23 protein-coding genes are annotated in these 24,923 nt (G+C 62.4%); 12 read left to right on the forward strand and 11 right to left on the reverse strand.

Annotated elements, in window-relative coordinates; all coding sequences use genetic code 11:
- Positions 1-155: 155 nt before the first annotated feature.
- Positions 156-1,544, forward strand: a complete 1,389-nt coding sequence (locus QMK32_RS02730) for a cytochrome P450 (RefSeq protein WP_283472822.1) — start codon at positions 156-158, stop codon at positions 1,542-1,544.
- Here the strand turns inward: QMK32_RS02730 and dinB are convergent.
- The 6 genes from dinB to QMK32_RS02760 all read right to left on the reverse strand — a co-directional run bounded on the left by dinB (position 1,530) and on the right by QMK32_RS02760 (position 8,567).
- Entirely contained in the window at positions 1,530-2,711 is a 1,182-nt protein-coding gene (gene dinB, locus QMK32_RS02735; RefSeq protein WP_283473165.1) for a DNA polymerase IV, read from the reverse strand. The genes QMK32_RS02730 and dinB overlap by 15 nt on opposite strands.
- A 110-nt stretch (positions 2,712-2,821) precedes the next feature.
- Entirely contained in the window at positions 2,822-3,970 is a 1,149-nt protein-coding gene (locus QMK32_RS02740; protein ID WP_269302661.1) for an acetyl-CoA C-acetyltransferase, read from the reverse strand.
- A gap of 12 nt (positions 3,971-3,982) precedes the next feature.
- The gene (locus tag QMK32_RS02745) at positions 3,983-4,612 is read right to left on the reverse strand and encodes a TetR/AcrR family transcriptional regulator (RefSeq protein WP_283472824.1); all 630 of its coding nucleotides are present in this window, start codon (positions 4,610-4,612) and stop codon (positions 3,983-3,985) included.
- Positions 4,613-4,658: 46 nt separating this feature from the next.
- A complete protein-coding gene (locus QMK32_RS02750; RefSeq protein WP_283472826.1) occupies positions 4,659-6,524 on the reverse strand; it encodes a Na+/H+ antiporter in 1,866 nt (621 codons plus the stop codon).
- Between the two features lie 52 nt (positions 6,525-6,576).
- Positions 6,577-7,374, reverse strand: a complete 798-nt coding sequence (locus QMK32_RS02755) for an SDR family oxidoreductase (protein WP_186629594.1) — start codon at positions 7,372-7,374, stop codon at positions 6,577-6,579.
- Positions 7,371-8,567: an acyl-CoA dehydrogenase family protein gene (locus QMK32_RS02760; protein WP_283472828.1), complete on the reverse strand. Its 1,197-nt coding sequence runs from the start codon at positions 8,565-8,567 to the stop codon at positions 7,371-7,373. The genes QMK32_RS02755 and QMK32_RS02760 overlap by 4 nt, the downstream gene beginning before the upstream one ends.
- Positions 8,568-8,622: 55 nt before the next feature.
- Between QMK32_RS02760 and QMK32_RS02765 the strand changes: the two genes are divergently transcribed.
- From QMK32_RS02765 to QMK32_RS02790, 6 genes are all read left to right on the forward strand, one after another.
- Positions 8,623-8,757, forward strand: coding sequence for a hypothetical protein (locus tag QMK32_RS02765; RefSeq protein WP_269302650.1), 135 nt, complete (start codon positions 8,623-8,625; stop codon positions 8,755-8,757).
- Positions 8,754-9,590 (forward strand): enoyl-CoA hydratase, encoded by an 837-nt coding sequence (locus QMK32_RS02770; RefSeq protein ID WP_084345462.1) that lies wholly within the window; start codon positions 8,754-8,756, stop codon positions 9,588-9,590. Before QMK32_RS02765 ends, QMK32_RS02770 begins: the two co-directional genes overlap by 4 nt.
- Positions 9,591-10,733: an acyl-CoA dehydrogenase family protein gene (locus QMK32_RS02775; RefSeq protein WP_136170950.1), complete on the forward strand. Its 1,143-nt coding sequence runs from the start codon at positions 9,591-9,593 to the stop codon at positions 10,731-10,733.
- Positions 10,730-11,704: an acyl-CoA dehydrogenase family protein gene (locus tag QMK32_RS02780; RefSeq protein ID WP_283472832.1), complete on the forward strand. Its 975-nt coding sequence runs from the start codon at positions 10,730-10,732 to the stop codon at positions 11,702-11,704. The genes QMK32_RS02775 and QMK32_RS02780 overlap by 4 nt, the downstream gene beginning before the upstream one ends.
- Positions 11,701-12,780 carry an acyl-CoA dehydrogenase family protein gene (locus tag QMK32_RS02785; RefSeq protein ID WP_283472833.1) on the forward strand — a complete coding sequence of 360 codons (1,080 nt, stop codon included), beginning with the start codon at positions 11,701-11,703 and terminating at the stop codon, positions 12,778-12,780. Before QMK32_RS02780 ends, QMK32_RS02785 begins: the two co-directional genes overlap by 4 nt.
- Positions 12,781-13,043: 263 nt before the next feature.
- Positions 13,044-13,676: an acetoacetate decarboxylase family protein gene (locus QMK32_RS02790; RefSeq protein ID WP_502943511.1), complete on the forward strand. Its 633-nt coding sequence runs from the start codon at positions 13,044-13,046 to the stop codon at positions 13,674-13,676.
- A 6-nt stretch (positions 13,677-13,682) separates the two neighbouring features.
- Here the strand turns inward: QMK32_RS02790 and hsaB are convergent, their stop codons facing one another.
- From hsaB to hsaA, 4 genes are read right to left on the reverse strand one after another with little or no spacing between them, the layout of a single operon-like run.
- Complete coding sequence (gene hsaB / locus QMK32_RS02795) at positions 13,683-14,249, reverse strand: 3-hydroxy-9,10-secoandrosta-1,3,5(10)-triene-9,17-dione monooxygenase reductase subunit (RefSeq protein ID WP_269302641.1); 567 nt, start codon at positions 14,247-14,249, stop codon at positions 13,683-13,685.
- Complete coding sequence (gene hsaC / locus QMK32_RS02800) at positions 14,250-15,149, reverse strand: iron-dependent extradiol dioxygenase HsaC (protein WP_283472834.1); 900 nt, start codon at positions 15,147-15,149, stop codon at positions 14,250-14,252.
- A 3-nt stretch (positions 15,150-15,152) separates the two neighbouring features.
- Complete coding sequence (hsaD, locus tag QMK32_RS02805) at positions 15,153-16,031, reverse strand: 4,5:9,10-diseco-3-hydroxy-5,9,17-trioxoandrosta-1(10),2-diene-4-oate hydrolase (protein ID WP_283472835.1); 879 nt, start codon at positions 16,029-16,031, stop codon at positions 15,153-15,155.
- Complete coding sequence (hsaA, locus tag QMK32_RS02810; RefSeq protein ID WP_283472836.1) at positions 16,028-17,209, reverse strand: 3-hydroxy-9,10-secoandrosta-1,3,5(10)-triene-9,17-dione monooxygenase oxygenase subunit; 1,182 nt, start codon at positions 17,207-17,209, stop codon at positions 16,028-16,030. Before hsaA ends, hsaD begins: the two co-directional genes overlap by 4 nt.
- Before the next feature lie 155 nt (positions 17,210-17,364).
- Here hsaA and QMK32_RS02815 point away from each other — a divergent pair, with 155 nt between their 5' ends.
- A complete protein-coding gene (locus QMK32_RS02815; RefSeq protein ID WP_269302633.1) occupies positions 17,365-18,507 on the forward strand; it encodes a 3-ketosteroid-9-alpha-monooxygenase, oxygenase component in 1,143 nt (380 codons plus the stop codon).
- Positions 18,504-18,827, forward strand: coding sequence for a hypothetical protein (locus tag QMK32_RS02820; protein ID WP_269302631.1), 324 nt, complete (start codon positions 18,504-18,506; stop codon positions 18,825-18,827). The genes QMK32_RS02815 and QMK32_RS02820 overlap by 4 nt, the downstream gene beginning before the upstream one ends.
- Positions 18,828-18,875: 48 nt before the next feature.
- On the opposite strand, the gene QMK32_RS02825 is transcribed toward QMK32_RS02820, so the two are convergent.
- Positions 18,876-20,507: an FAD-binding protein gene (locus QMK32_RS02825; protein ID WP_283472838.1), complete on the reverse strand. Its 1,632-nt coding sequence runs from the start codon at positions 20,505-20,507 to the stop codon at positions 18,876-18,878.
- A 115-nt stretch (positions 20,508-20,622) separates the two neighbouring features.
- Between QMK32_RS02825 and kstD the strand changes: the two genes are divergently transcribed.
- From kstD to QMK32_RS02840, 3 genes are read left to right on the forward strand one after another with little or no spacing between them, the layout of a single operon-like run.
- Positions 20,623-22,290, forward strand: coding sequence for a 3-oxosteroid 1-dehydrogenase (gene kstD / locus QMK32_RS02830; protein WP_283472839.1), 1,668 nt, complete (start codon positions 20,623-20,625; stop codon positions 22,288-22,290).
- Entirely contained in the window at positions 22,287-23,147 is an 861-nt protein-coding gene (gene chsH3 / locus QMK32_RS02835; protein WP_283472840.1) for an enoyl-CoA hydratase ChsH3, read from the forward strand. Before kstD ends, chsH3 begins: the two co-directional genes overlap by 4 nt.
- Positions 23,148-23,188: 41 nt before the next feature.
- A complete protein-coding gene (locus QMK32_RS02840) occupies positions 23,189-24,922 on the forward strand; it encodes a cholesterol oxidase substrate-binding domain-containing protein (RefSeq protein ID WP_283472841.1) in 1,734 nt (577 codons plus the stop codon).
- Position 24,923 lies beyond the last annotated feature (1 nt).

The following is a 24,923-nucleotide window of genomic DNA, read 5'->3' on the forward strand; positions in this document are numbered from 1 at the left end:
CCGGGATACTTCGGCCACGATCTATCCCGTTGCGTACAAGCGCCAGCCCGTCGCACGGACCGACATTGCTTCGCCGAGTGAGAAGTTGACACTGATTCAGTAGCGAGTAGGTTCACTGTTGTATTCGAGTTCAGTAGTGAATCGAGAGGGTCAGCATGGTCACCGACGTCGACGTGGCGACGCACGCACTTCCGCACCCGAGCAGGCGCCTCCCATTCCTCGGCGATGTCCTCGGAGTACACGCATCGACGCCCGTTCAGGATTCGATAGCCCTCGCCGAGAAACTGGGCCCGATCTTCGAACGAGTGGTCATGGGGCGCCAATACGTGATGGTTTCAGGCGCCGACCTGGCCGGGGAGTTGTGCGACGAACATCGGTTCGTCAAACACGTATCCCCCGCTATCGTGGGCTTGCGCTCGATCGGAGGCGACGCTCTGTTCACTGCACATTCGGACGAGCCGAACTGGCAGAAGGCACACGATCTACTCCGACCGGCCTTCACCCAGCCCGCAATGCGCAGCTACCACCACATCATGGTCGACGTCGCAGCCGATCTCACGGCACACTGGCGCTCGCACACCAAGGTCGATGTGTCCGCCGACATGACCAAGCTGACCCTCGACACCATCGGCAGAACCGGATTCAGCTATGGGTTCGACTCGTTCAACCGCGACAAGCCGCACCCTTTCGTCGACGCGATGGTCGGGGTCCTTTCACACAATCAGCGACGCGAAATCGTGCCGATCCCATGGTTGGCCGACATCGTTTTTCGCAGAGCTGACCATGGGAACGAACGCGACAAGCACTACATCGCAACCCTTCTCGACGACATCGTGCGTACTCGCCGCGACGCCGGCACGTCCGGTCGAGGCGATCTTCTCGACATCATGCTCGATGCTGCGCGCGACGCCGACAATCCCAATGCCCTGAGCGAGATCAACATTCGCCAGCAAATAGTGACGTTCCTGATCGCCGGCCACGAAACCACCTCGGGCGCGCTGTCTTTCGCTCTGTACTACCTCTCGCAGCACCCCGACATTCTCGAGGCCGCGCGCGCCGAGGTCGACGAGGTATGGGGTTCACAGACCCCGGAGTTCGAACAGGTCCCCAAGCTCCGACTGGTTCGACGCATCCTGGACGAGAGCTTGCGGCTATGGCCGACTGCGCCTGCATTCGCCCGCGAGGCGCGCGAGGACACCTCGATCGGCGGCATCCATACGATGAAAAAGGGCGATTGGGCGTTCGTTCTCATCCCCGGTTTGCACCGAGACTCGGTCTGGGGCGACAACCCCGACGCATTCGATCCCGATCGGTTTCTGTCCGCCAATGTCCGGTCACGGCCGGGGCACGTCTACAAGCCGTGGGGTACGGGTGAACGAGCGTGCATCGGCCGGCAGTTCGCCATCCATGAGACTGTGCTCGTCCTCGGAACCATATTGCAGCAGTTCGACATTCGGGCCGACCCCGACTACCGACTGAAGATCGAGGAGCGGCTGACTCTGATGCCGAAGAACTTCGAACTGACCGTGTCAGTCCGGGAGTAGTGGAACCGACAGCCCGGAGTTGCGGCCCAACAGAACTCCCCTGGTGAGAGCACTCTTCCCGAATTTGGTGTGAACGCCGTCGAGAGCAGTATCGAGCGCAGAAGCACTCGGAGCGTCCTGGGGTCGGTCGAACTGCAACTCGAGTTGCTCGGCACCCGTGCGTTCGATATTCGAGACCGTGATACCCACCAGGGTGATCCCACGCTCGGCGATCAGAGACGCCGCGTCCTGCAGAAGCGTCAGGGACGCGTCGAGAATGGCCTGGGTGTCGGCTGTCGCACGGCCCAGCGTGTGTGAACGTGTGATGCGGGTGAAGTCGGCGAACCGGACGCTCAAAACCACTGTGCGGCCGGTGCGCTCAGCGGCGCGCATCCGCTGTGTCACTCGATCCACCAGGGCAATGAGGGAGACCTTCACCTCCGCCGACGACGTCGGGCCGCTCCCGAGTGCGTGCTGCGCACCGATGGAACTGCGTCCCCGATACGTCTGAACCTGTCGGGGATCGCGATTGTTGGCGAGCGAATACAGATGATGCCCCGCGCCTTTACCGAGAATCGACACGATGGAGGCTTCACTGTGGGCGGCGATGTCACCGATCGTCACGATGTCGAATGCATGAAGCTTGTCCGCGGTGATCTTCCCGACGCCCCATAGCCGCTCGATCTTCAGCGGATGGAGAAACTCGAGCTCACGGCCGGGCGGAACCAACAACAATCCGTCGGGCTTTCCGACTGCACTGGCCACTTTCGCCAGCAACTTGGTGCAGGCAATACCGACAGTGATGGGCAGGCCAACCTGCTCCTTGACCTCACGCCGCAGTCTTTCAGCGATCCGAACCGGAGTGCCTCGAATTTTGCTTAACCCACCGACCTCGAGGAACGCCTCGTCGACGGAAATGCCCTCCACGAGCGGAGTGGTGTTACGAAAGATCTCGAATACGGCCCGGCTCGCCTCGATGTACGCATCCATGCGTGGGGCAACGAAAATTGCGTGCGGACACAATGCTCGGGCCTGAGCGCCACTCATGGGCGTCCGGACCCCGAATGCTTTGGCCTCGTAGCTGGCGGCGAGCACGACCCCACCGCCGACCAATACCGGTTTGCCTCGAAGGCGTGGGTCGTCTCTCTGCTCTACCGACGCATAGAACGAGTCCAGATCGGCATGCATGATGCTGGCCCCAGCACTGCTCACCGGGGCATCGGGGGCGAACTCGGTCACGACCACAGGGTCGCACACAGGTCCGACATTCGCCCCGACGCCAGCGTGCTACGCGAGAATCAGAGCCGTTCGATGATCGTGACGTTGGCGGTACCGCCGCCTTCGCAGACGGTCTGCAGGCCGTAACGGCCACCGGTGCGTTCGAGTTCGCACAGCATGGTGGCAAAGAGCTTTGCCCCCGTCGCGCCGAGTGGGTGCCCTAGAGCGATCGCACCACCGTTGATGTTGACCCGGGCCGGATCAGCGCCGGTCTCCTTCAACCACGCCAAGACAACGGGAGCGAACGCCTCGTTGATCTCCACGACGTCGATGTCGTCGATCGTCAGGCCGGCCTTCTCGAGTGCGTGCTTAGTGGCCGTGATCGGCGCACTCAGCATGAAGATCGGGTCGGCACCGCGGGCACTCAGGTGATGTATCCGGGCGCGCGGAGTGAGTCCGTGTGCCTCGACTGCTGCTGCGGAGGCCACGAGCGTCGCGCTCGCTCCGTCGCAGATCTGGCTGGCGAGGGCTGCAGTGAGCCGTCCACCCTCGGTGAGTGGCTTGAGCGAAGCCATCTTCTCGAGAGTCGTCTCACGCGGGCACTCGTCGACCATGAAGTCGCCGACGCCGACGATCTCGCGATCGAATCGCCCTTCGGCTATGGCGTGCCGAGCACGCTGATGGCTGGCCAGAGCGAACTGCTCCATGTCTTCACGCGTGACGTCCCACTTCTCGGCGATGAGCTCGGCGCCGCGGAACTGCGAGACTTCCTGCTTGCCATAGCGGTGTTCCCACCCCTTCGATCCACTGAACGGGGTCTCGAAACCGTACTGCTGTCCCACGACCATCGCTGCCGCGATCGGGATCTGTGTCATGTTCTGTACGCCACCGGCGACGATCAGATCCGATGTCCCACTCATGACGGCCTGGGCGGCGAAGTGAATCGCCTGCTGGCTCGAGCCGCACTGACGATCGACGGTGACCCCTGGTACTTCCTCCGGGAATCCAGCCGCCAACCAGGCTGTGCGCGCTATGTTTCCAGCTTGCCCACCGATGGCATCGACGCAACCGAAAATGACGTCGTCGATCTGGGGCGGATCGATCGAGGACCGATCCATCAAGGAACGCAGGACGCTCGCACCGAGATCTGCGGGGTGCGTCTCGGCGAGGGAACCGCCGCGCTTACCGACCGGAGTTCGAACAGCGTCGATTATGTAGGCCTCGGGCATGGGAAGACTCTCCTAGGTTGACGCCGTGCGGGATCGTGTGACGGACTTGGGAGTGCTCGACAATCCGTCGAGCACGATGGCGAGATACTGCTGCGCGACGGCTTCCGCGGTGAGCTTGCCACCCGGGCGATACCACCGGACTGCCACCCACACTGTGTCGCGCATGAATCGGTAGACAAGTTCGACGTCGACATCCGGCCGGAAACTGCCGTCTGCGATACCGCGCTCGACGACACCGTTCCAGAGTTCACGAAACTCACTATTACGCTCGGTGATGTACTCGAAGCGCTCGGTGCCGACGAGGTGCTTGGCCTCGTCCTGATAGATCGCGACGGCCGAATGCGAACGGTCGATCGCGTCGAACGACGCCACTACGAGGCCTTCCAGGGTTTCCCGCGGACCCAATCCCTCTGCCACAATTTTGTGGTAGCTGTCGAAGAGTTCGTCGAGGAACCCCCGCAGAATCTCGTCGACCATCGACTCCTTGGAGTCGAAGTGGTGATAGAGGCTTCCGGAGAGGATCCCTGCTGCGTCGGCAATGTCACGGACCGTCGTTGCACGCATGCCACGTTCGGCAAAGAGCGTCGCGGCGAGCTCGAGCAGCTCTTCGCGTCGCCCTACGGCTTTGGGGGTTCGGGGCACCGGGACATCATACCAACCAAGCACTTGCTTTGCATACGTGCATGGGTCAGGCCGTCAGGTGATGCACGAAGCACCACCGCCAGTTCTCCCCCGGCTCGGCAGATTCCATGACGGGGTGACCTGTTTCGTGGAAGTGCGCCGTGGCGTGCTGGCGCGCCGAGGAGTCGCAACACCCGATGTGGCCACACTCCAGGCAGGCGCGCAGCGCAACCCATTCAGTCCCGTCGCGGACGCACTCGTGGCAAGTTCCGTCGGAGTGCGTTTGCGCTTCCGGGTAACGGTCGAGATCGGCGCACGCGACTGAAGGATGGCCACGCAGTTCGTTCGACGCTCGAATGTCTCGACGCGACTCGTTCGCTGCGTCGATCATCGATTCCTCGACGTCGAGCATCCCCAGCACTTCGCCGACGACCTCGGACGGCACCGTTCCCGAACTGCGGATCTCGAGAATTCGATCGCGTTCGGCCTTGATCATGGTCACCCGGACGCGGGCGTACAGCTCGCTGGGCGTCTCCTGATCAGCGGTGGTGCCGAGTCGTTCCCATGCTGCGTAGTTACGCTCCTCCACGCGTCGACGAACGAGTGTGTCGATGTCGTGAGGGTCCTCGTATTCGAGCTTGTCGAGCGCGGCGTATCCCGCTTTCGACGCCTGTTGCAGCAGGGTGGCGCGGGCCAACGCGTCACCCATCGGATCAGGTGACGGGACCTTCAGTCGCCGGGCGAGCAGCGGAAGCGACAGTCCTTGAAGGAACAGGGTCCCGGCCACGACCGTGAAAGCAATGAGAAGCAGAACTTCTCGATCTTGGGTGCCCAACGGAATGATGAAGGCAGCAGCGAGCGTGACGACCCCGCGCATTCCGGCCCAGCCGATGAGCAGCGTGTAGCGCCACGACGGGACCGTCCCTGTCGTGAGATCGGCGCCCGGGCGTACCAGGGCATAGCGGGAGACGAATACCCAGAAGATCCGGATCACGATGACGCCTACGAGCGTGGCTGCGCACACCGAGGCGATGGTCAGAGGCGAGAGCGAACTCTTGGCGACGTCGTGCACGATCCACGACGCCTGTAGGCCGATCAGCAGGAAGACTGCATTCTCGAGAATGAAGGCGATGGTTCGCCAGTTGATGCGCTCCGCGATCCGGGATTGCGCCGACTGCAGAATCGGGGCTTCGTGACCGAGCAACAGCCCGGCGACGACGACCGCCAGAACACCGGAGGCATGGATCTCCTCGGCCAAGAGATACGCAGCAAACGGCACGACGAAGGAAATAGCGGTGTCCAGCACCGGATTGGTCAGTCTGCGCCGAACCTTGGCGACAACGTAGAACGTCACCAGCCCGACTGCGACGCCGCCGCCTGCCGCGATGACGAAGTCGAGTCCGATCCGGCCGGCATTCACCGAGTTGCTCAGCGCATAGATTGCCGTGCTCAGCGCGACGAGGGCGGTCGCGTCGTTGAGCAGCGACTCACCTTCGAGGATCGTCACTATTTGACGAGGCAGGCCGATTCTGCGCCCGATGGCAGAGGCAGCGACCGCATCCGGTGGTGCGACGACAGCGCCGATCGCGAGCGCTGCAGGCCAGGAGATATCCGGCACGATGGTGTGCACGATTGCGCCGACGCCGATTGCCGTGACGGCGACCAGCACGACCGACAGTAGAAGGATCGATCGGCGATTGGCATTGATATCGACCAGTGAGGATTGGATCGCCGTCGCATAGAGCAGGGGCGGAAGCAGTCCGAGCAATACCACCTCGGGTTCGAGGTGGATCTCCGGCATTCCCGGCGCGTAGGACGCCGCGACCCCTACCACGATCAGCAGTAGGGGCGGCGGAACGCCCAGTCGCTCGGCCAGGCCCGCGACGGTGAGGACACCGACCGCGAGGGCCACGAGAAAGACAGCGATCTCCATAGCCAGTTATTGTCCCCGCACCCTCGCCGGACGACGAAGTGAGGGACCCGTCTCAGGCCCGCTGGCTGGAGACGGACACCACCTCGCCCGTCAGGTAGCTCGAGTAGTCGCTGGCCAGCATCGCGATGGTTGCGGCGATTTCCCACGGTTCCGCAGCGCGGCCGAAGGCTTCGTCCGCAGACAGTTGGTCGAGAAGATCCTCGGAGGTCACCTTGGCGAGGAAAGCGTGCTTTGCGATGCTCGGTGCGACGGCATTGATCCGCACTCCGAATTCGGCTGCTTCGACGGCGGAGCAGCGGGTCAGCGCCATGACGCCGGCTTTCGCGGCGGCGTAGTGAGCCTGTCCCTTCTGCGCGCGCCAGCCGAGGACGCTTGCATTGTTGACGATGACGCCACCGTGACCGGCAGTACGGAAGTACCGCAATGCCTCTCGCGTGCAGCGGAACGTGCCGTTCAGCGTGATGTCTAGTACCCGATCCCACTGCTCGTCGGTCATGTCCACGACGGGAACTTCGCCACCGAGACCTGCATTGTTGACGAGGATGTCGATGCGGCCCATCCGCTCGGCGGCCGTGTCGATGAGGTTGCGTACTTGTTCGGTGCTCGATACATCGCACACCGCGGACTCGACTCGGGCGTCGGGGAACTGCTCCGCCAAGCTCTCGCGGGTGGCGTCGAGCCTGCGCTCGTGCCAGTCGGAGACGAGGACGTCGCCACCTTCGGCAAGTATCCGACGTGCCGTCGCCGAGCCGATGCCGGTTCCCGCTGCGGCGGTCACGACGGCTACCCGGCCGACGAGTAGTCCATGGCCGGAGATCTCGGCCGGTGGGGTGGACAGTGGTCCGGTCATGGACGCGCCTCTCGGGGTAGGCCGAGCACTCGCTCGGAGATGATGTTGCGCTGCACTTCGTTCGATCCGCCGTAGATGGTGTCGGCGCGAGTGAAGAGGTACAGGCGTTGCAGGTTGGTCAGTTCTTCTTCGTAAGTCAGTGAATTCGCACCGAGCACATCCATCGCGAGTTCACCGAGTCCTCGATGCCAGTTGGCCCACAGGAGCTTCGAGACCGATGCCTCGCCGCCGCCCGTGCCGGCGTCGACGGTTGCCAGTGTGCGCAAGGCGTGCGCTCGCATCACCGACAGTCCGATCCTCGCCCGTGCCAGCCTGTCGCTCAGAATCGGGTCCGCGGCCGAACCGTTGCGCTGGGCAATTTCCTCGATACCGTCGAGTTCGCGGGCGAAGCCGACCTGCTGCCCGAGCGTGGATACTCCGCGCTCGAAGGTCAGCGTTCCCATGGCAATCCGCCAACCATCTCCGGGTTCGCCGACGACGAGATCCGCTTCGGTCCGGGCATCCTCGAAGAACACTTCGTTGAACTCGGACGTTCCGGTCAACTGGTTGATGGGTCGAACGGTCACACCGGGTTGGTCCATGGGAACGAGCAGATACGACAATCCTGCGTGCCGTTTGGATCCTGGCTCGGTCCGAGTAAGGACGAAACACCAGTCGGCGACGTGTGCCAGCGAAGTCCAGATCTTCTGGCCGTTGATCACCCAGCCCTGGTCGTCGAGGCGCGCCGTCGTGGAGACGTTTGCGAGATCCGAGCCTGCACCGGGCTCCGAGTAACCCTGGCACCAGAGTTCGGAGACCGTATTGATGCCGGGAAGAAAGCGCTTCTTCTGCTCCTCGGTGCCGAACGCGATGAGCGTCGGGCCCAGCAGTTCCTCGCCGACGTGGCTTACGCGCGCGGGCGCATCGGCCTTGGCGTACTCCTCGTGGAAGATTAACTGCTGATCGAGCGTCGCCGCCCGTCCGCCGTGTTCCTCCGGCCAGCCGAGGCACGTCCATCCGGAAGCCGCAAGGTGTCGATCCCACGCAAGCCGCTCTTCGAAGGCCTCATGCTCCCGCCCGGGTCCACCCAGCCCACGTAAGGCTGCGTACTCCCCGTTCAGATTCTCTGCCAACCATTGTCGAACCTCGGCGGCGAACTCCACATCGGACGCACCCGAGATACCTTGCCGAACCTGCCCCTGGCTTCCATCCACTTCAGTAGGATAACCTACCAAGCACTTGCTTGTTAACGAACCGCTCGAGGAGATCATGACTACGGAACCGAGCATCGGCCCGGACCCACTCCGACGTGCGGCCGGGCCGACCCCGATCAACACTCGTTACAAGTATTACGAGGCCCCCGGCAAGGCCTCCCGGATCGAACTAGGTAAGGAAATCCGATGAGCGAACCCGTGACATACGAAGTTGTGGACAAGATCGCGACGGTGACGTTGAACAGGCCCGAGTACCGCAATGCGCAGAACTCGGCAATGACGTACGCACTCGACGCCGCGTTCACCCGCGCGACCGAGGACCCCGATGTCGCGGTGATCATTCTGGCGGGCAACGGCAAACACTTCAGCGCCGGACACGACATCGGTACCCCCGAACGCGACGTGGACGTCCACTTCGAGAACAAGGCCGTCATGTGGTGGGACCACATCGATCGAGTCGGCGGTGACCAGCGTTTCGCTCGCGAGATGGAGGTCTATCTCGGAATGTGCCGCCGTTGGCGCGAAATCCCGAAGCCGATCATCGCTTCGGTGCAGGGCGCCTGCATCGCCGGCGGACTGATGCTCGCGTGGGTGTGCGATCTGATCGTGGCCTCCGACGATGCATTCTTCTCCGACCCCGTTGTGCGCATGGGCATCCCGGGAGTGGAGTACTTCGCGCATCCGTGGGTACTCGGCACCCGTGCCGCCAAGGAAATCCTGTACACCGGCGACCGCTTCTCGGCACAGCGCGCCTACGAGTGGGGCATGGTTTCGCGCGTCGTACCGCGAGATGATCTGGAGTCGGAGACCCGCGCTCTCGCCGGACGTATCTCGGCAATGCCGCAGTTCGGACTTGCGTTGACCAAGAAGGCCGTCAACCAGTGCGAGGACCAGATGGGAATGCGCGCAGGCATGGACTCGGTATTCGGTCTCCACCACTTTGCGCATGCACACAATGCCGAGGTCGACACCGACTCCCTCGGCGGCATGAACGCCAAGACGATGAAGGAGAAGGGCAAGTAAATGGATCTCGATCTCGATGACTCCACAATTGCGTTTCGCGACAGCGTGCGCGAGTTCCTCGCCGAAAACATCCCCGCGGAGCCGCTCGCCTCGATGGACACGGCAGAGGGCTTCGAGCAGCACCGGCAGTGGGAGAACACCCTCGCCGACGCCCGCCTCTCCGTCGTCTCATGGCCGAGCGCACTCGGTGGCCGTGACGCTTCGTTGCTGGAATGGGTAATTTTCGAGGAGGAGTACTACGCCGCCGGTGCCCCGGGACGCGTCGCGCAGAACGGAATCTTCCTGCTCGCTCCGACGCTGTTCGAGTACGGAACCGACGAACAGCGCGAGCGGTTCCTTCCGCGTATGGGACGCGGCGACGACATTTGGGCACAGGCTTGGTCCGAGCCCGAGGCCGGCAGTGACCTTGCCGGTATCCGGTCGAGCGCCAAGCAGGTCGAGGGCGGCTGGGTCCTGAACGGTCAGAAGACCTGGAGTTCACGCGCGAGCTTCGCGGACTGGGGCTTCGGTCTGTTCCGCAGCGATCCCGAAGCGCAACGCCACCGCGGCCTGACATACGTGATGTTCCCGCTGACCGCCGAAGGCGTAACGGTGCGTCCGATCCCGCAACTCGACGGTGAGGCCGGTTTCGCCGAGATCTTCTTCGAAGATGTCTTCGTTCCGGACGCCGACGTCATCGGGCAACCGAACGACGGATGGCGCGTTGCCATGAGCACCTCGAGCAACGAACGCGGACTCTCCCTGCGCAGCCCCGGAAGGTTCACTGCCGCAGCGGATCGCTTGATCGAGCATTGGAAAAAGAATTCCGATGCGGTGGCGAACTCGAACACGACCGATCGCGTCGTCGACGCATGGATCGGGGCGCGTGCCTACCGACTGCACACCTTCGGCACGGTGACACGCCTGCAGGAAGGCGGAGCACTCGGTGCAGAGTCCTCGGTCAACAAGATCTTCTGGTCCGAACTCGACGTCGCACTGCACGAGACCGCGCTCGACCTACTCGGCGACGACGGCGAGCTCGACGGCTCATGGCAGGACGGCTACCTCTTCTCTCTCTCCGGCCCGATCTACGCGGGTACCAACGAGATTCAACGCAACATCGTTGCCGAGCGTCTGCTCGGCCTTCCTAAGGCGGACCGATGAGATTCGCACTGTCCACTGAACAACAAGACTTCGCATCCAGTCTGCGTGAACAGCTCGCCGGTTCGGCCGGGGCAGTTCGAGCCTGGAGCCGCGACGAACTCGAACCAGGCCGCAAGCTACTGCGCGGACTCGCCGACACCGGCGTCACCGGGTTGACCATCGAGGAAAATCACGGCGGTCTCGGCGCACATCCGGTCGACCTCGTCGTCGGATTCATCGAGATCGGACGCGCAGCAGCGCCCGGCCCTCTGATCGAATCCGTCGCGGTGGCGCCGACACTGCTCGCACCGTTCGGCGATCTCGCCGAGAAATGGCTTCCCGGGATTGCCGACGGATCTTCGCTTGCAACGGTGGCAAGTCCTCGCGCCCTGGACGCAGACGTCTGTGACCTCGTGCTGCGCGTGAACGGGTCGCGAATCGAGAAGGTGCAGCCGGGGACTCGTCGCAACTCCGTCGACACTGCCCGCAGGCTGTTCGAGGTCACCGACGGCTCGACATTGGTCGAGGACCCCGCCGTCGCGCAGGCCTGGGATCGTGCGTTCGATCTGGCAGCGTTGGCCTGTTCGGCGCAGCTTCTCGGACTCGGCCGCCATCTGGTGGATACGACCACCGAGTACGCCAAGGGCCGTGTGCAGTTCGGCAAGCCCATCGGCTCCTTCCAGGCGATCAAGCACCAGTTGGCCGACGCACTCATCGGTCTCGAAATGGCGATGCCGCTCATCTACGGCGCTGCTATTTCCATCGCCGACGGCAGCGAGGACGCATCCCGTGACGTCTCGGCCGCGAAGGTCGCCAGTTCCGAGGCTGCCTACCGCGCGTCGCGCGTCGCACTCCAGGTGCACGGCGCGATCGGCTACACCGCCGAGTACGACCTGTCGCTGTGGCTGACGAAGACACGGGCCCTGTACACCGCATGGGGAACCGTCGCTGCTCACCGCGCACGGATCGCACGCGCTCTGGCCGCCGTATGAACGGGGTAGGAGTGTTCACCGAAGAGCAGAACGATCTGCGGGTCATGATCAGATCGCTGCTCGACAAGCGCTCGGACATGCGCGCCGCGATCGACACCGACCGCGGCTACCAGGAGTCGCTGTGGCAGCAACTGTGCGAGGTCGGCATTGCTTCACTGGCAATTCCGGAGGAGTTCGGCGGCGCCGGATTCGGGGCCATCGAATCGCATGTGGTGCTCGAGGAACTGGGTAGATCCCTGACGCCGTCGCCGATGCTCGGTTCGGTCGTACTCGCAGGCCAGGCACTGCTCGTGTCCGGCGACCGCGAGGCCTGTGAGCGTTTGCTCCCAGGCATCGCCGAGGGCAGTTCCATTGCAGCGCTGTGCTGGGCCGGTTCGGTATGGAGTGACGACGACGTCCCGGTGACCGTCACCGACGGAACTCTCACCGGTGTTGCGGAGTACGTCCTCGACGGTCTGTACGCCGATGTCCTCGTCGTCGCTGCCTCGGACGACGGCACGGTATCGCTGTACGAGGTGGACCCGTCCGCCGCAGGCGTCACCCGTCGCAACACTCCGACGATGGACCCCACGCGTCGACTGAGCACCGTCGAGTTCGCCGGCGTCACCGGGCGCAAGATCGACACCGCACCCGATACGCTCGCAAAAGTTCGCGATATCGCTTGTACCGCACTGTCTGCCGATCAAATCGGTGCTGCTGCGGCAAGCCTTGATATGACCGTGGAATACAGTCGCACCCGGGTACAGTTCGGTCGCCCGATCGGAAGTTTCCAGGCACTCAAGCACCGCATGGCGGATATGTACGTGCTGCTCGAGAGCGCGAAATCGGTGTCGTACGCCGCCGCGCGGTCACTCGCCGAGCAGCTTCCGTCAGCCCACGACGACGCGGGTGTGGCCAAAGTGCACTGCTCCGAAGCACTCTCGCACATCGCCGCAGATTCGATACAGATTCACGGTGGCATCGCGATCACCTGGGAGCACGACGCACACCTGTACTTCAAACGGGCACACGGTTCCGCACAGTTGTTCGGGCGACCGAGCGAGTACGTGAGCCGATACGCGCCTGCGGCTGTGTAGTCGGACGCGTCACCTGCTGTACAACCACCGGCGGAGAAGCGAACCGGCATGGACTCGCCACCATATGTCAAAAGCGAGTCCATGTCGGATGCCGGAACCTACGTGTCCAAAACTCATTCGACAATGATCTCTGTTTCCTACGATGGAGCAGACATTCCGGGTGAGAGTTAACCATGACCGAATTCGAACGTAAGTCGATACCTCCAACCTGCCACGGTCTGCGCGGAGTGGTTCGATGACCTCTTACATCGTGCTCGGCAGAGATGCCGGTGCAGGTCCGCCGATCCCGCGCCGCAATGGGAGTGTTCTCCGTCGACGCTGCTGCTGCGCAACGCTCCATCGACTACTCGGGTCACGCAATTCGGAAATATCGACCCCACCGCGGGCTATGCGCGTTGACCTTCATCCGATACGAAGACGGTGATCTCGGGCCCTACAACGAGTTCGGCGTCGTATTTCCGGTGTCCGGGGGTGTTCTCATCCATCGGCTTCCGGTGGACGGTGAATTCACCATGATGGCCGGCAGACAGATCTGGGGATTTCCGAAGGAGCTGGCCGACTTCGACGTCAGTTACGGTTCGAAGTTCACCGGCCGGTTGAGCCAGCACGGCCAGGAGATTCTGAGGCTGGACATCGCCCCGGGCATCCGTGCACCCGGGGCGATCTTTGTCCGACCCCTCGACGCCTTCTCGTGCCTCAACGAGGTATCCCGCACCACCAGCTGGACCATGACCCCGGGAGCCGTGCGCACGAGGCCCGGCGGCGCGAGATTGTCGCTCGGTGATCACCCGCTTGCGCACGAGCTCCGCGGGTTGGGCCTGGGCCGTCGCGCACTGCTCACGACGCACATGCCCAGGCTCCGCATGGAATTCGGCGATGCAATGCGGACTCCATGAATCGATCTACAACCAGGTATCCGGCGACGTCGCAGTCAGGAATGCTTCGAGGTCGTCCCGCCATGGCGCTGGAACGGTCTTGTCCGGTTCTATACCGGTGTACTGGCCGCGATAGAAGAGCAACGGACGCTCACCGGTGATCTCGCCGAGCGAGTGAACCCGACCGATGGCGATGTAGTGATCGCCACCGTCGAGAACCGTCTCCACCGTGCAATCTATGTGCGCTAGCGAACCTGCCAGAATGGGCGAACCCAGTTCCGACGTGCTCCACTCGATACCTGCGAACTTGTCCGGCTCACGAGATCCGAAACGCGCACAGGTGTCCTGCTGCTCTTCACCCAGAACATTGACTGCAAATTTTCCGCTTCGTTCGATTGCGGCCCATGACCTGGAACCCTTTGTGGGGCAAAATAATACGAGAGGTGGATCGAGCGACAGCGCGGCGAACGACTGGCAGGCGAAGCCCACCGGGACGTCCTCGTCGACCGTAGTGATGATCGTGATCCCGGTACAGAACTGCCCGAGAACCGTCCGGAACGTCCGCGGTTCGAAGTTCGCCACAGCTTCACTCACCTATCTGACTCCCACCGAGAAATCGTGTCCCCACAAGCTCACGGCCGTACTTTCGCGGGCAACCCACTTCTCGTCTTCGACCTGTCTTCCTTCGCAACCGAATTCTATGTCGAATCCGCCAGGAGTCTTCATGTAGAAGGACAGCATCAAATCGTTGACGTGACGTCCAAGCGTAGCGGACATCGGAACCTTCTTGCGCAAAGCGCGGTCGAGTCCGAGTCCGACGTCATCGGAGTTTTCGACCTCGATCATCAGATGCACGATTCCACTGGGGGTCGGCATCGGAAGGAACGCCAAGCTATGGTGCCGAGGATTGCACCCGAAGAACCGCAACCATCCGGGATCGCCGTCGGCAGGTCGACCCATCATCTGCGGAGGCAGACGCATCGAATCACGAAGCCGGAAGCCGAGGACATCGCGGTAGAACCGCAGTGAAGCGTCGTCGTCGTCGGTGGAGAGCACGACGTGACCCAGCCCCTGTTCGCCGGTGACGAAGGTATGGCCGTACGGGCTGACCACACGCCGATGCTCGAGAGCCGCCCCGTGGAACGCCTCGAGGGTGTTGCCCGACGGGTCCTCGAACACGATCAACTCGTCTACTCGACGGTCCTGAATCTGCTCGGCAGTGCCTTCCTCGTACGGAACACCGGCACTGTCCAAGGAACTTCGAATGCTCTGCAGCTCAGCAGCATTCGCAGTTTCCCAACCTGATACGAGCAGTCGATCCTTCTCACCCGGAACGATGACGAGCCGGGCCGGGAAGTCGTCCATACGTAGGTAGAGCGCACCCGGCGTGACGCCTTTGCCCTCGACCATGCCGAGCACCTTGAGCCCGTACTCGCGCCACGCGTTCATGTCGGTGGCCTCGATACGCATGTATGCCAGAGATCGGATACCCATCTCTCAGCTCCCCTCGGTAAGAAATGCAGCGGTCAAACGATTGAATTCCTCGGCCATTTCAACCTGAGCCCAGTGTCCGCATCGACCGAACACGTGCAACTGCGCACGCGGAATCGTCTTGAGTGCCACCAGTGCACCGTCGATCGGATTGACGCGGTCCTCGCGGCCCCAGATCAGCAGCACAGGCTGACGTAGCTTGTATGCCTCACGCCAGAGCATGCCCTTCTCGAAATCGGCGCCGGCGAACGACTTCCCCATGGCACGCATCGCGGCGATGGACTCCGGCGTCGATGCGGCGGCGTAGCGCTGCTCGAGCAACTCTTCGGTGATCAGCGACTGGTCGAACACCATCACTTTGAGGAACGCCTCGAGCTTTTCCTTCGACGGCCCCGGCGGAGCACTGAAGTTGCCGAGATGTTTGACGCCCTCGGTCGGGTCTGGGGCAAACAGGTTGATGCTCAACCCTCCGGGTCCCATGAGCACCAACCTGCCTGCGCTGGAGGGGAAATCGAGCGCGAATCGCACCGCGGTGCCGCCCCCGAGAGAATTTCCGAGCAAGTGGGCTCTCGCGATTCCGAGATGATCCAGCAAATCCTTGAGCGCAGACGACGAGTGCACGAAGTACTGAGGATGGTCGATCGGCTTGTCGGACAACCCAAATCCAGGCTGGTCGACGCACAGTACGTGGAACTGTTCCGCGAGCACCGGGATGTTGGCCGCGAAGTTCGACCATCCCGACGCGCCCGGTCCACCGCCGTGCAGCAGCACGATCGTCGTATCGTTCCCGACGCCCGCCTCGTGGTAGTGAAGTTTCATGTCCGGACGAATCTGCGCGAACTTCGACGTAGATTCGTAGGTGATCTCCTGCGTGGCCGCGGTCATACCATCGTGTCCTTGAGCGGGAGGCCGAACTCGCCTCCACCGAACATCTGGTACGCACGTTCCGGATCGTTGGCAGCATGCACTCGGCCCGCATGAGCGTCTCGCCAGAAGCGTTGCAGCGGAGCATCGTTCTGCAGCGCCGTCGCACCTGCGCTCTCGAACAGAAGGTCGATCGAGGCGACGGATCGGCCGGTCGCACGCACCTGATCGCGGCGAGCTCGGAGCCGTAGCTCGATCGGCACTTCCTCGCCTGCCTTCAGCAGTGCGTACTCCTCGGCGACATTGCCCGACAACTGACGCCACGCGGCATCGATGTCACTGCTGGCCTCGGCGATACGCACCTTCGCGAAGGGATCGTCCTTACCGGTCTCGCCGACGAATGCCTTGCGCACACGCTTGCCCTGATGCTCGACGTGCGCAGCGTATGCACCTTCCGCCATTCCGACGATCGGGGCAGAAATGGTGGTCGGGTGAATCGTGCCCCACGGCATCTTGTACACCGGAGCGGTGTTGCGCTCGAGCCCTTCGGCGGTGTGATCGTTCATCTTTCTGAAACTCAACACACGGTGCGCCGGAACGAACTGCTCCTCGACCACCACGGTGTTGCTACCGGTTCCACGCAGTCCGACGACGTTCCAGACGTCGTCGATGCGGTAGTCCTCGCGCGGAATGAGGAACGTCACGAAGTCGACGGGCCGACCATCCTTGATGACGGGACCGCCGAGCATCGCCCATGTCGCGTGATCGCAGCCCGAAGACCACTGCCACGCACCGGACACCCGGTATCCGCCGTCTACGACGGCGCCTGCGCCCATCGGTGCGTACGAAGAGGAGATTCGAACATCGGTGTCCTGTCCCCATACATCTTCCTGCGCCTGCTGCGGGAAGAGCGCGAGGTGCCAGTTGTGCACTCCGATGATGGAGGAGACCCAACCGGTGGATCCGCAGGCACTCGCGATCTTTTTCACTGCGGTGTAGAACAACTCCGGGTCTGCTTCGTAGCCGCCCCACTGCGCCGGCTGCAACAAACGGAAGAAGCCCGTCTCCTGTAGGGCCTTCACCGACTCGTCGGGTAGACGTCGTAGTTCTTCGGTCTCCTGCGCGCGTTCGCGCAGAGTGGGCAGCAAGGCGTCGATTCGGTCTAACACCTCGTGGCTGGCGATCGGCTCCTGCGTCACGATTGACTCCTACCTTCTCAGTGGTTTCCTAGCAAGACTAGAACACGTTCTCTCATGTGTCGAGAACACCATTCCGCGCTTTCACTAGCCATTTCTACCCGAATTCTATAACGTGTTCTAGTAGTAACAGCTCGAGTAGACCGTGAGGGGTTCACATGGCAAAGATCCGAGAGATCGACGTCGGCAGTACACCGACCCGCTACGCACGTGGTTGGCATTGCCTCGGCCTCACCACAACGTTCACCGACGGCAAACCGCACTCCATCGAGGCTTTCGGCACCAAACTTGTCGTCTTCGCCGATTCGGCCGGAAAAATCGTCGTCCTCGACGGCTACTGCCGCCATATGGGCGGCGACCTGACCCAGGGAACAGTCAAGGGTGACGAGATCGCCTGCCCGTTCCACGACTGGCGATGGGGCGCGAGCGGCAAATGCACCCAGATTCCGTATGCGAGGCGTGTCCCACCGCTGGCGCGTACGAGAACCTGGACGACGTTGGATCAGAACGGCCAGTTGTTCGTGTGGAACGACGCCGAAGGCAATCCGCCCCCGGAAGACATCACGATCCCGCGTATCGAGGGCGCATACAGCGACGACTGGACCGACTGGACCTGGAACTCGATGGTCATCCAGGGTGCCAACTGCCGCGAGATCGTCGACAACGTCGTCGACATGGCGCATTTCTTCTACATCCACTACGCCTTCCCGACGTACTTCAAGAATGTGTTCGAGGGCCACATCGCCTCGCAGTACCTCAACACCAAGGGCCGTCCGGATATCGGAATGGCCTCGCAGTACGGCGGCGACACCCTGCTGAAGTCCGAAGCCTCGTACTACGGCCCCTCGTACATGGTCAACCCGCTGATGAACAGTTACGGCGGGTACGAGGTCGAGAGCGTACTGATCAACTGCCACTACCCGATCGATCAGGATTCGTTCGTGCTGCAGTGGGGAATCACGGTCAAGAAGCCGGACGGCATCGACGACAAGACTGCAACCAAGCTGGCGAACAAGTTCACCGAGGGCATCAGCGCAGGCTTCCTGCAGGACGTCGAGATCTGGAAGAACAAGACCAAGATCGACAACCCGCTGCTCTGTGAGGAGGACGGGCCGGTCTATCAGTTGCGTCGTTGGTACGACCAGTTCTATGTCGACGTCGCCGATGTCGAAGACAAGATGACCGGCCGGTTCGAGTTCGAAGTCGATACCAGCAAGGCCAATGAGGTCTGGCAGATAGAGGTCGATGAGAACCTCGCCAAGCAGAAGGCCGACAAGACCGAGAACGCCGACGTGTCATGAGCCTGAGCTGGGCCAAGGCACCGGACTTCGCGCAGAATCCGGAGCGAATCGACGAGATTCACGCGCAGACCTTGCGCGACAAGGAAAATTATCTCGATTCGTCTCTCGCGCCCGTGGAATGCCGAGCATGTGGAACGAGCGTTCTGGTGCGCAAGAACAGTTCCAAGCAGACCTCGGTGCAGTGGACCACCAGGCCGGCCGATACTTGCCCGGTGTTTCGCGATGCTGGGAACTCTGCCACGCAGGATTCGTGCCCCCGCATGCAGGACAGCATCGACCATGCCGTGATGGAAGGGATTCTGTCGGTCCCTTCCGACTAGACAGTTCTACGTGTAGGGGCCCAGCGTTGCTGGGCCCCTACACCTCTCTCACAACGCTTCCAGGTCGACCTCGCGGTCATCGCTTGCCGATACCAGCGCGTGCGCACCTGCTCGGCGGCCCGAGAAGACACAGTCCGCAAGCGAGAGTCCGCTGACGTACGAATTCGAACACAGTCCGACGGCAGTGCGGCCGGCGGCAAACAATCCAGGAATGACCACCCCACCAGAATCTTTCACTCCTCCGGTGCGCTCGTCGACCACGAGTCCACCCAGGGTGATCATCGGACACGGATTCATCATCTTCGCGATCGCCGAGCCGCCAGGAATGCCCGCGTCGAAGAGCGTGAACGGCGCCGCGACGGCGGGCCGTCGGAAGTCGTCGTGCTTGCCCATCGGATCTACGGTTCCCGACGCGATGGCCTCGTTGTGTCGGTCTACTGTTTCCCGCAGTCCCGCGGGATCCAGACCGGCAGCGCGCGCCGCTTCTTCGATCGTGTCTCCACGCACAGCGGTGCGCATCAGCCCGGCGTTCTGGACTCGTTGGAACCACATCGCCTGTTTCGGCAGTTGGGCTTTGGCGTCCCGCACCAGATCCGCATCGGCGAGCAACCAGCCACGACCACCGCCCTTTTCGACGATGGCGTGACCGAGAGCTGCGCCGTAACGTGATTCGTCGACCATCCGCTCACCAGCCCGATCGACGAGTAGGGAGCCGAGGAACGGGACAGCGGGAACGATGAACCGCCAGGCCGAGATGTTGGCCAGCTTTGCCGTCCCAGCGTCGATGTCGGTGGCCAAGCCGATGCCGCTGCCGTCGTCGCCGGCCGTTCCGAGTGCAATTCCACCGGTGTACTTCGGTGCGTGCGTTTTCATCATCGTGCGGTTCGCGGCGAATCCACCTGCGCTGAGGATGACCCCTCCACGCGCTTGGATGCGGACGAGGCGGCCATACTTTTTCTCGATCCGAGAGAGTCTGCGCTCGAGCAGGTAACGAAGCTGCGGGGCGTAGATGCCCGGCTTCGCGGAGAGTAGTCCGATTCTTTTGTGAGCCAGCCGGATTCGAGCGGGGGCATCCTTCAGTGTCCGACACTCGATGCCTACGACTCGGCCATCCTCGACGACGAGCGAGACCGCGCGAGTTTGCGGTATCAACTGCACACCCTCGTTCAGCGCAGATTTCGCCATCGGACCGTACAACATCTTCCCCGAGGTGCCCTTGCCTTTGGCACGATGTCCACGCGGTGCAGGCGTAGCCACCTCTCGGAATTCTCCCGCAGCCTCGCTGCCCGAGTAGTACAGATAGTGACGATTGGTCGGATACGAAGTCTTGTAGGGACATAGCGACGCTTCGAACGGAACACCGTGATGGGAGAGCCACTCGATCATCTCCGGGCTCTGATCGCAGAACTCCCGCAGGGTGGCCGGGCTGACGGCGTCGCCGACCTCCTTGGCCAGATAGGCGAACATCTGTTCGGGGCTGTCCTCGACTCCAGCCTGCCCCTGAACGGACGTACCACCGCCGGCGTAGACGACTCCCCCCGAGATCGTGCTGGCCCCGCCCCCGGCGTACCGATCGACTGCGATGACGGAACTGCCCGCGGCGACAGCCTCGAGCGCAGCCGCTGCACCTGCCACACCGAACCCGACGACTACGACGTCTGCGTGTAGATCCCAGCTCACTTCAAACCTCCCGAACACGAACTGAAACGTGTTTTCGTTCTCGAATCGATTTTTTGCAATTCTTCCTGGCAGAAAGCATGGACTGACACCCACATCATTCTATAACGTGTTCTACATGAACAAGCAGGAATACGACATCGTCGTGGTCGGTAGCGGCGCGGGCGGAATGACGGCTGCGCTTACCGCGGCACATCGAGGACTCAGCGTCGTCCTCATCGAAAAGGCAGCAAAGTTCGGCGGATCCACCGCCCGGTCGGGTGGCGGTGTGTGGATCCCGAACAACGAGGTACTCGAACGAGACGGCGTAGACGACACCCCGGAGGCCGCGCGCGACTACCTGCACGCGATCATCGGCGACGTCGTGTCGAAGGAACGCATCGACACCTATCTCGAGCGCGGGCCCGAAATGCTGAGCTTCGTGTTGAAGAATTCGCCCCTGAAAATGCAGTGGGTCCCGGGATACTCGGACTACTACCCGGAGGCACCGGGCGGACGGGTCGGCGGACGATCGGTGGAACCGACCCCGTTCGACTCCTCCTGCTTGGGCCCCGAGGCAGACAATCTCGAACCCGACTACGGCAAAGCACCGCTCAACGTGGTCATCACTCAGGCGGACTACCGGGCGATCAACCTTTTGCGACGCCACCCGAGCGGACTGGCCCGCGTGATGCGCGTCGGGATGCGCTGGATGGGCGCCAAGCTCACCGGCAAGCACCTACTGGGCCGGGGCCAGGCACTGTCCGCCGGACTGCGTGCAGGCCTCCTCGACGCCAACGTGCCAGTGCTCCTCGAGACTCCGATGACGGACTTCCATGTCGAGGACGGCCGCGTCGTGGGCGTCGTCGTGGCCGGTTCCGGCTCGGTCATCAGGGCCAAACTGGGCGTAGTGCTGGCGTCGGGCGGTTTCGAGCACAACGCGGAGATGCGTAAGAAGTACCAGCGTCAGCCGATCGGGACCGAATGGACGGTCGGCGCCGCGGCGAACACCGGCGACGGCATCATGGCAGGGCAAAAGCTGGGTGCGGCAGTAGATCTGATGGACGACGCCTGGTGGGGGCCGTCCATTCCACTCACCGGCGGCCCGTGGTTCTGTATCGCCGAGCGCACACTGCCCGGCGGCATCATGGTCAATACCGCAGGAAAGCGGTTCCTCAACGAGGCTGCACCGTACGTCGAGGCCGTGCACATGATGTACGGCGGCGAATACGGCATCGGTGAGGGTCCCGGCGAGAACGTTCCGACCTGGATGATCATCGACCAGCGCTATCGCGATCGTTATATTTTCGCCGGGCTGACCCCGAAGAAGCGTTTCCCCTCTCGTTGGTTGGAGTCCGGTGTAGTGGTCAAAGCCGACACCGTCGCCGAACTGGCCGAGAAGACGGGAATGCCGGTCGAGCAGCTCAGCGCAACGGTGGAGCGATTCAACGGATTTGCACGCAGTGGAATCGACGAGGACTTCCGTCGTGGCGAGAGCGGCTATGACAAGTACTACGGAGACCGGACCAACAAGCCGAACCCGAGTCTCGGCGTGATCGACAAGCCGCCCTACTACGCCGTGAAAATGGTGCCCGGTGATCTGGGCACCAAGGGCGGGCTCGTCACCGACGCCGACGCACGGGTTCTGCGCGAGGACGGAAGCGTCATCGACGGCTTGTATGCAATCGGCAACGCCAGCGCGCCGGTGATGGGCCACACCTACGCAGGTCCTGGCGCAACCATCGGACCCGCGATGACGTTCGGCTACCTGGCCGTTCTGGACATGGCGAGCAGGGCGTCACAGTGAGCATCGATCCCGACCTCGCGATCGGCGCCGAGCTACCGGCGGAAGAGTTTTCGTGGACTGCGAACGACGTGCAGACCTTTCATCTGGCGATCGGGGCCGGTGGGTCCCCCACCGACCCTCGCGAACTGCGCTACCTGGACGACGCAAAACCACAGGTGCTCCCGACCTTCGCGACAGTGGCAGCCACGTTCCACGAGGTCGAAGCACCCCGGGTGCAGTTTCCCGGTGTCGACATCGACCTCGCCAAGGTGGTGCACGGCAGCCAGGGGGTGACAGTTTCCGGTCCCATTCCTGCTGTCGGACAGGCTCGGACGATCACTCGCATCACCGACATCTGGGACAAGGGCAGCGCAGCGGTCATAGTCCAGGAGAAGATCACCACCTCGCTCGACGGCACCGAATTGTGGCGGGCGCGGTCATCGATCTTCGCCCGCGGTGAAGGCGGATTCGGTGGCCAGCGAGGACCGTCCAACAAGACCGTACTACCCGAACGGGCGCCAGACGCCGAAACTGCGATAGCGATTCTGCCGCAACAGGCACTGATGTACCGCATGTGCGGCGATCGCAATCCATTGCACTCCGATCCCGAGTTCGCTTCCGCTGCAGGGTTTCCCAACCCGATTCTGCACGGACTGTGCACATACTCGATGGTGTGCAAGGCCGTCACCGACACTGTCCTCGACGGTGATGCCGACGCAATATGCAGTTTCGACGCCAGATTCGCAGGCGTCGTCTACCCTGGCGAGACCCTGGCCTGCCGTATCTGGCTCGAAGGCGGTAGATATTTGATCAGCGTCACCGTTCCCGCACGAGAGAACGCTCCGGCCCTCGCCGATGTCGTATTGACAACCCTCTAGCCCCCTTTTCATATCTTCGACACGACGGAGTACCCAGCACTATGTCCAGTCTGAATCGCCGAAAGTTCATCGCCGCAGGCGCGGGCGCACTTGCGGTGGCATCCGTGATGCGCGCTGCCCCTGCGGGTGCCGTGCCTTTCGGCAGTCCTGAAAGCACCATCCCGGCGCCCCCGAACTTTCCGTCAGGGATTCCGCTCTACCAGCAGCGCTATCAGAACTGGTCGAAGGAGATCATTCTCGACGCCATCTGGACCTGTTCCCCGGCAACACCGGACGATGTAGTCCGACTGGCGAATTGGGCACATGAGAACTCGTATCGCATCAGACCGCGTGGTGCGATGCACGGGTGGACGCCGTTGACTATCGTCAACGGTGAGAACCTCGATCGCATCGTGCTGGTCGACACCATGGTTCATCTGAACGGGATTGCGGTTGACCTCGCAGATTCGGATCGTCCCGCGACGGTGACCGCCGGTGCCGGCGCTACCCTGGAGGCGATCCTGCAGCAACTCGAAAACAACGGTCTCGGCTGGGTCAGCGTGCCGGCGCCGGGGGTACTGTCCATCGCAGGCGCGTTGGCCGTCGATGCCCACGGTGCTGCCATTCCTGCTGCAGGTGAGATCCCGGTACCCGGAACCACATACGGTTCGTTGAGTAATTTGGTGACCGCGCTCACCGCTGTGGTCTGGGACGGTGACGCCTATGCTCTGCGCTCCTTCGATCGTTCCGATCCGGAGATCACGCCACTGTTGACACACCTAGGTCGCGGGTTCCTGACTTCGGTCACGCTGATGGCCGGTGCCAATCCACGTATGCGCTGCCAGAGTTATACCGACATCGGTTGGCGCGAACTGTTCGGCGAAGCAAGCGCACCGGGACGGACGTTCGAGAGTTTTCTGAATCAAACAGGTCGCGTCGAGGCCATTTGGTATCCGTTCACCGAGAACCCATGGCTGAAAGTGTGGTCGGTCTGCCCCGAAAAGCCTTTGACGGCACGCGAGGTGACCGGTCCGTACAACTACGTTTTTTCCGATAACCTGCCCGAGATCGCGTCCGACCTAATTGGACAGCTGACTGCCGGAATAACCTCCATCGCACCGGCTTTCGGACAGTTCTTCTACACCGCCACCGTCGGGGGATTGGCTGCGACAGGGTCGAGCGACTTGTGGGGATGGGCGAAGAACGTCCAGTTCTACATCAAGCCCAGCACTCTCCTGTTGACCGAAGGTGGCGGCGCGGTCATCACCAAGCGGAGCAACGTTGCACGAGTTATCCACGACTTCACCATCTGGTTCGAACAGCGGGTGTCCTACTACCAGTCGATCGGGCAGTTCCCGATCAACGGCCCTGTCGAAATCCGCTGCTGTGGCATGGACGCGGAGTCGGACCTCCTCGTCGATTCTGCCGGGCCGCCGACGATCTCGGCGATGCGCCCGCGACCCGATCATCCCGACTGGGACACCGCGATATGGCTCAACGTGCTCGGCGTCCCCGGCACACCGGGCATGTTTGCGTTCTATCGCGAGATGGAACAATGGATGCGCTCGCATTACACGGGCGACTGGGCAACATTCCGTCCCGAATGGTCCAAAGGATGGGCGTTCAGCACCGAACTGCCCTACAAGGATGCCGACGTGATCGAGAACATTATCCCCGCGACCTATCGCGAGGGTGTTCCTGCAAGTGAGAATTGGGACACCGCCCGGGCGACCTACAACGATCTCGATCCACACCGGATCTACTCGAATTCGTTCATCGATCAACTGCTTCCCTGAG

This window comes from Rhodococcus sp. H29-C3, from assembly GCF_030063405.1.
Classification (GTDB): Bacteria; Actinomycetota; Actinomycetes; order Mycobacteriales; family Mycobacteriaceae; genus Rhodococcoides.

Excerpts from the sequence above, each read along its gene's own strand:
- QMK32_RS02785 (WP_283472833.1), top strand. The coding sequence starts at position 11,701 with ATGAACGGGGTAGGAGTGTTCACCGAAGAGCAGAACGATCTGCGGGTC.
- kstD (WP_283472839.1), top strand. The coding sequence starts at position 20,623 with ATGAACAAGCAGGAATACGACATCGTCGTGGTCGGTAGCGGCGCGGGC.
- QMK32_RS02815 (WP_269302633.1), top strand. The coding sequence starts at position 17,365 with ATGGCAAAGATCCGAGAGATCGACGTCGGCAGTACACCGACCCGCTAC.
- hsaD (WP_283472835.1), bottom strand. The coding sequence starts at position 16,031 with ATGACCGCGGCCACGCAGGAGATCACCTACGAATCTACGTCGAAGTTC.
- hsaC (WP_283472834.1), bottom strand. The coding sequence starts at position 15,149 with ATGGGTATCCGATCTCTGGCATACATGCGTATCGAGGCCACCGACATG.
- QMK32_RS02755 (WP_186629594.1), bottom strand. The coding sequence starts at position 7,374 with ATGACCGGACCACTGTCCACCCCACCGGCCGAGATCTCCGGCCATGGA.
- QMK32_RS02765 (WP_269302650.1), top strand. The coding sequence starts at position 8,623 with ATGACTACGGAACCGAGCATCGGCCCGGACCCACTCCGACGTGCGGCC.
- QMK32_RS02775 (WP_136170950.1), top strand. The coding sequence starts at position 9,591 with ATGGATCTCGATCTCGATGACTCCACAATTGCGTTTCGCGACAGCGTG.
- QMK32_RS02770 (WP_084345462.1), top strand. The coding sequence starts at position 8,754 with ATGAGCGAACCCGTGACATACGAAGTTGTGGACAAGATCGCGACGGTG.
- QMK32_RS02840 (WP_283472841.1), top strand. The coding sequence starts at position 23,189 with ATGTCCAGTCTGAATCGCCGAAAGTTCATCGCCGCAGGCGCGGGCGCA.
- QMK32_RS02750 (WP_283472826.1), bottom strand. The coding sequence starts at position 6,524 with ATGGAGATCGCTGTCTTTCTCGTGGCCCTCGCGGTCGGTGTCCTCACC.
- QMK32_RS02790 (WP_502943511.1), top strand. The coding sequence starts at position 13,044 with ATGCCGGTGCAGGTCCGCCGATCCCGCGCCGCAATGGGAGTGTTCTCC.
- QMK32_RS02740 (WP_269302661.1), bottom strand. The coding sequence starts at position 3,970 with ATGCCCGAGGCCTACATAATCGACGCTGTTCGAACTCCGGTCGGTAAG.
- dinB (WP_283473165.1), bottom strand. The coding sequence starts at position 2,711 with ATGCATGCCGATCTGGACTCGTTCTATGCGTCGGTAGAGCAGAGAGAC.
- QMK32_RS02730 (WP_283472822.1), top strand. The coding sequence starts at position 156 with ATGGTCACCGACGTCGACGTGGCGACGCACGCACTTCCGCACCCGAGC.
- QMK32_RS02820 (WP_269302631.1), top strand. The coding sequence starts at position 18,504 with ATGAGCCTGAGCTGGGCCAAGGCACCGGACTTCGCGCAGAATCCGGAG.
- QMK32_RS02780 (WP_283472832.1), top strand. The coding sequence starts at position 10,730 with ATGAGATTCGCACTGTCCACTGAACAACAAGACTTCGCATCCAGTCTG.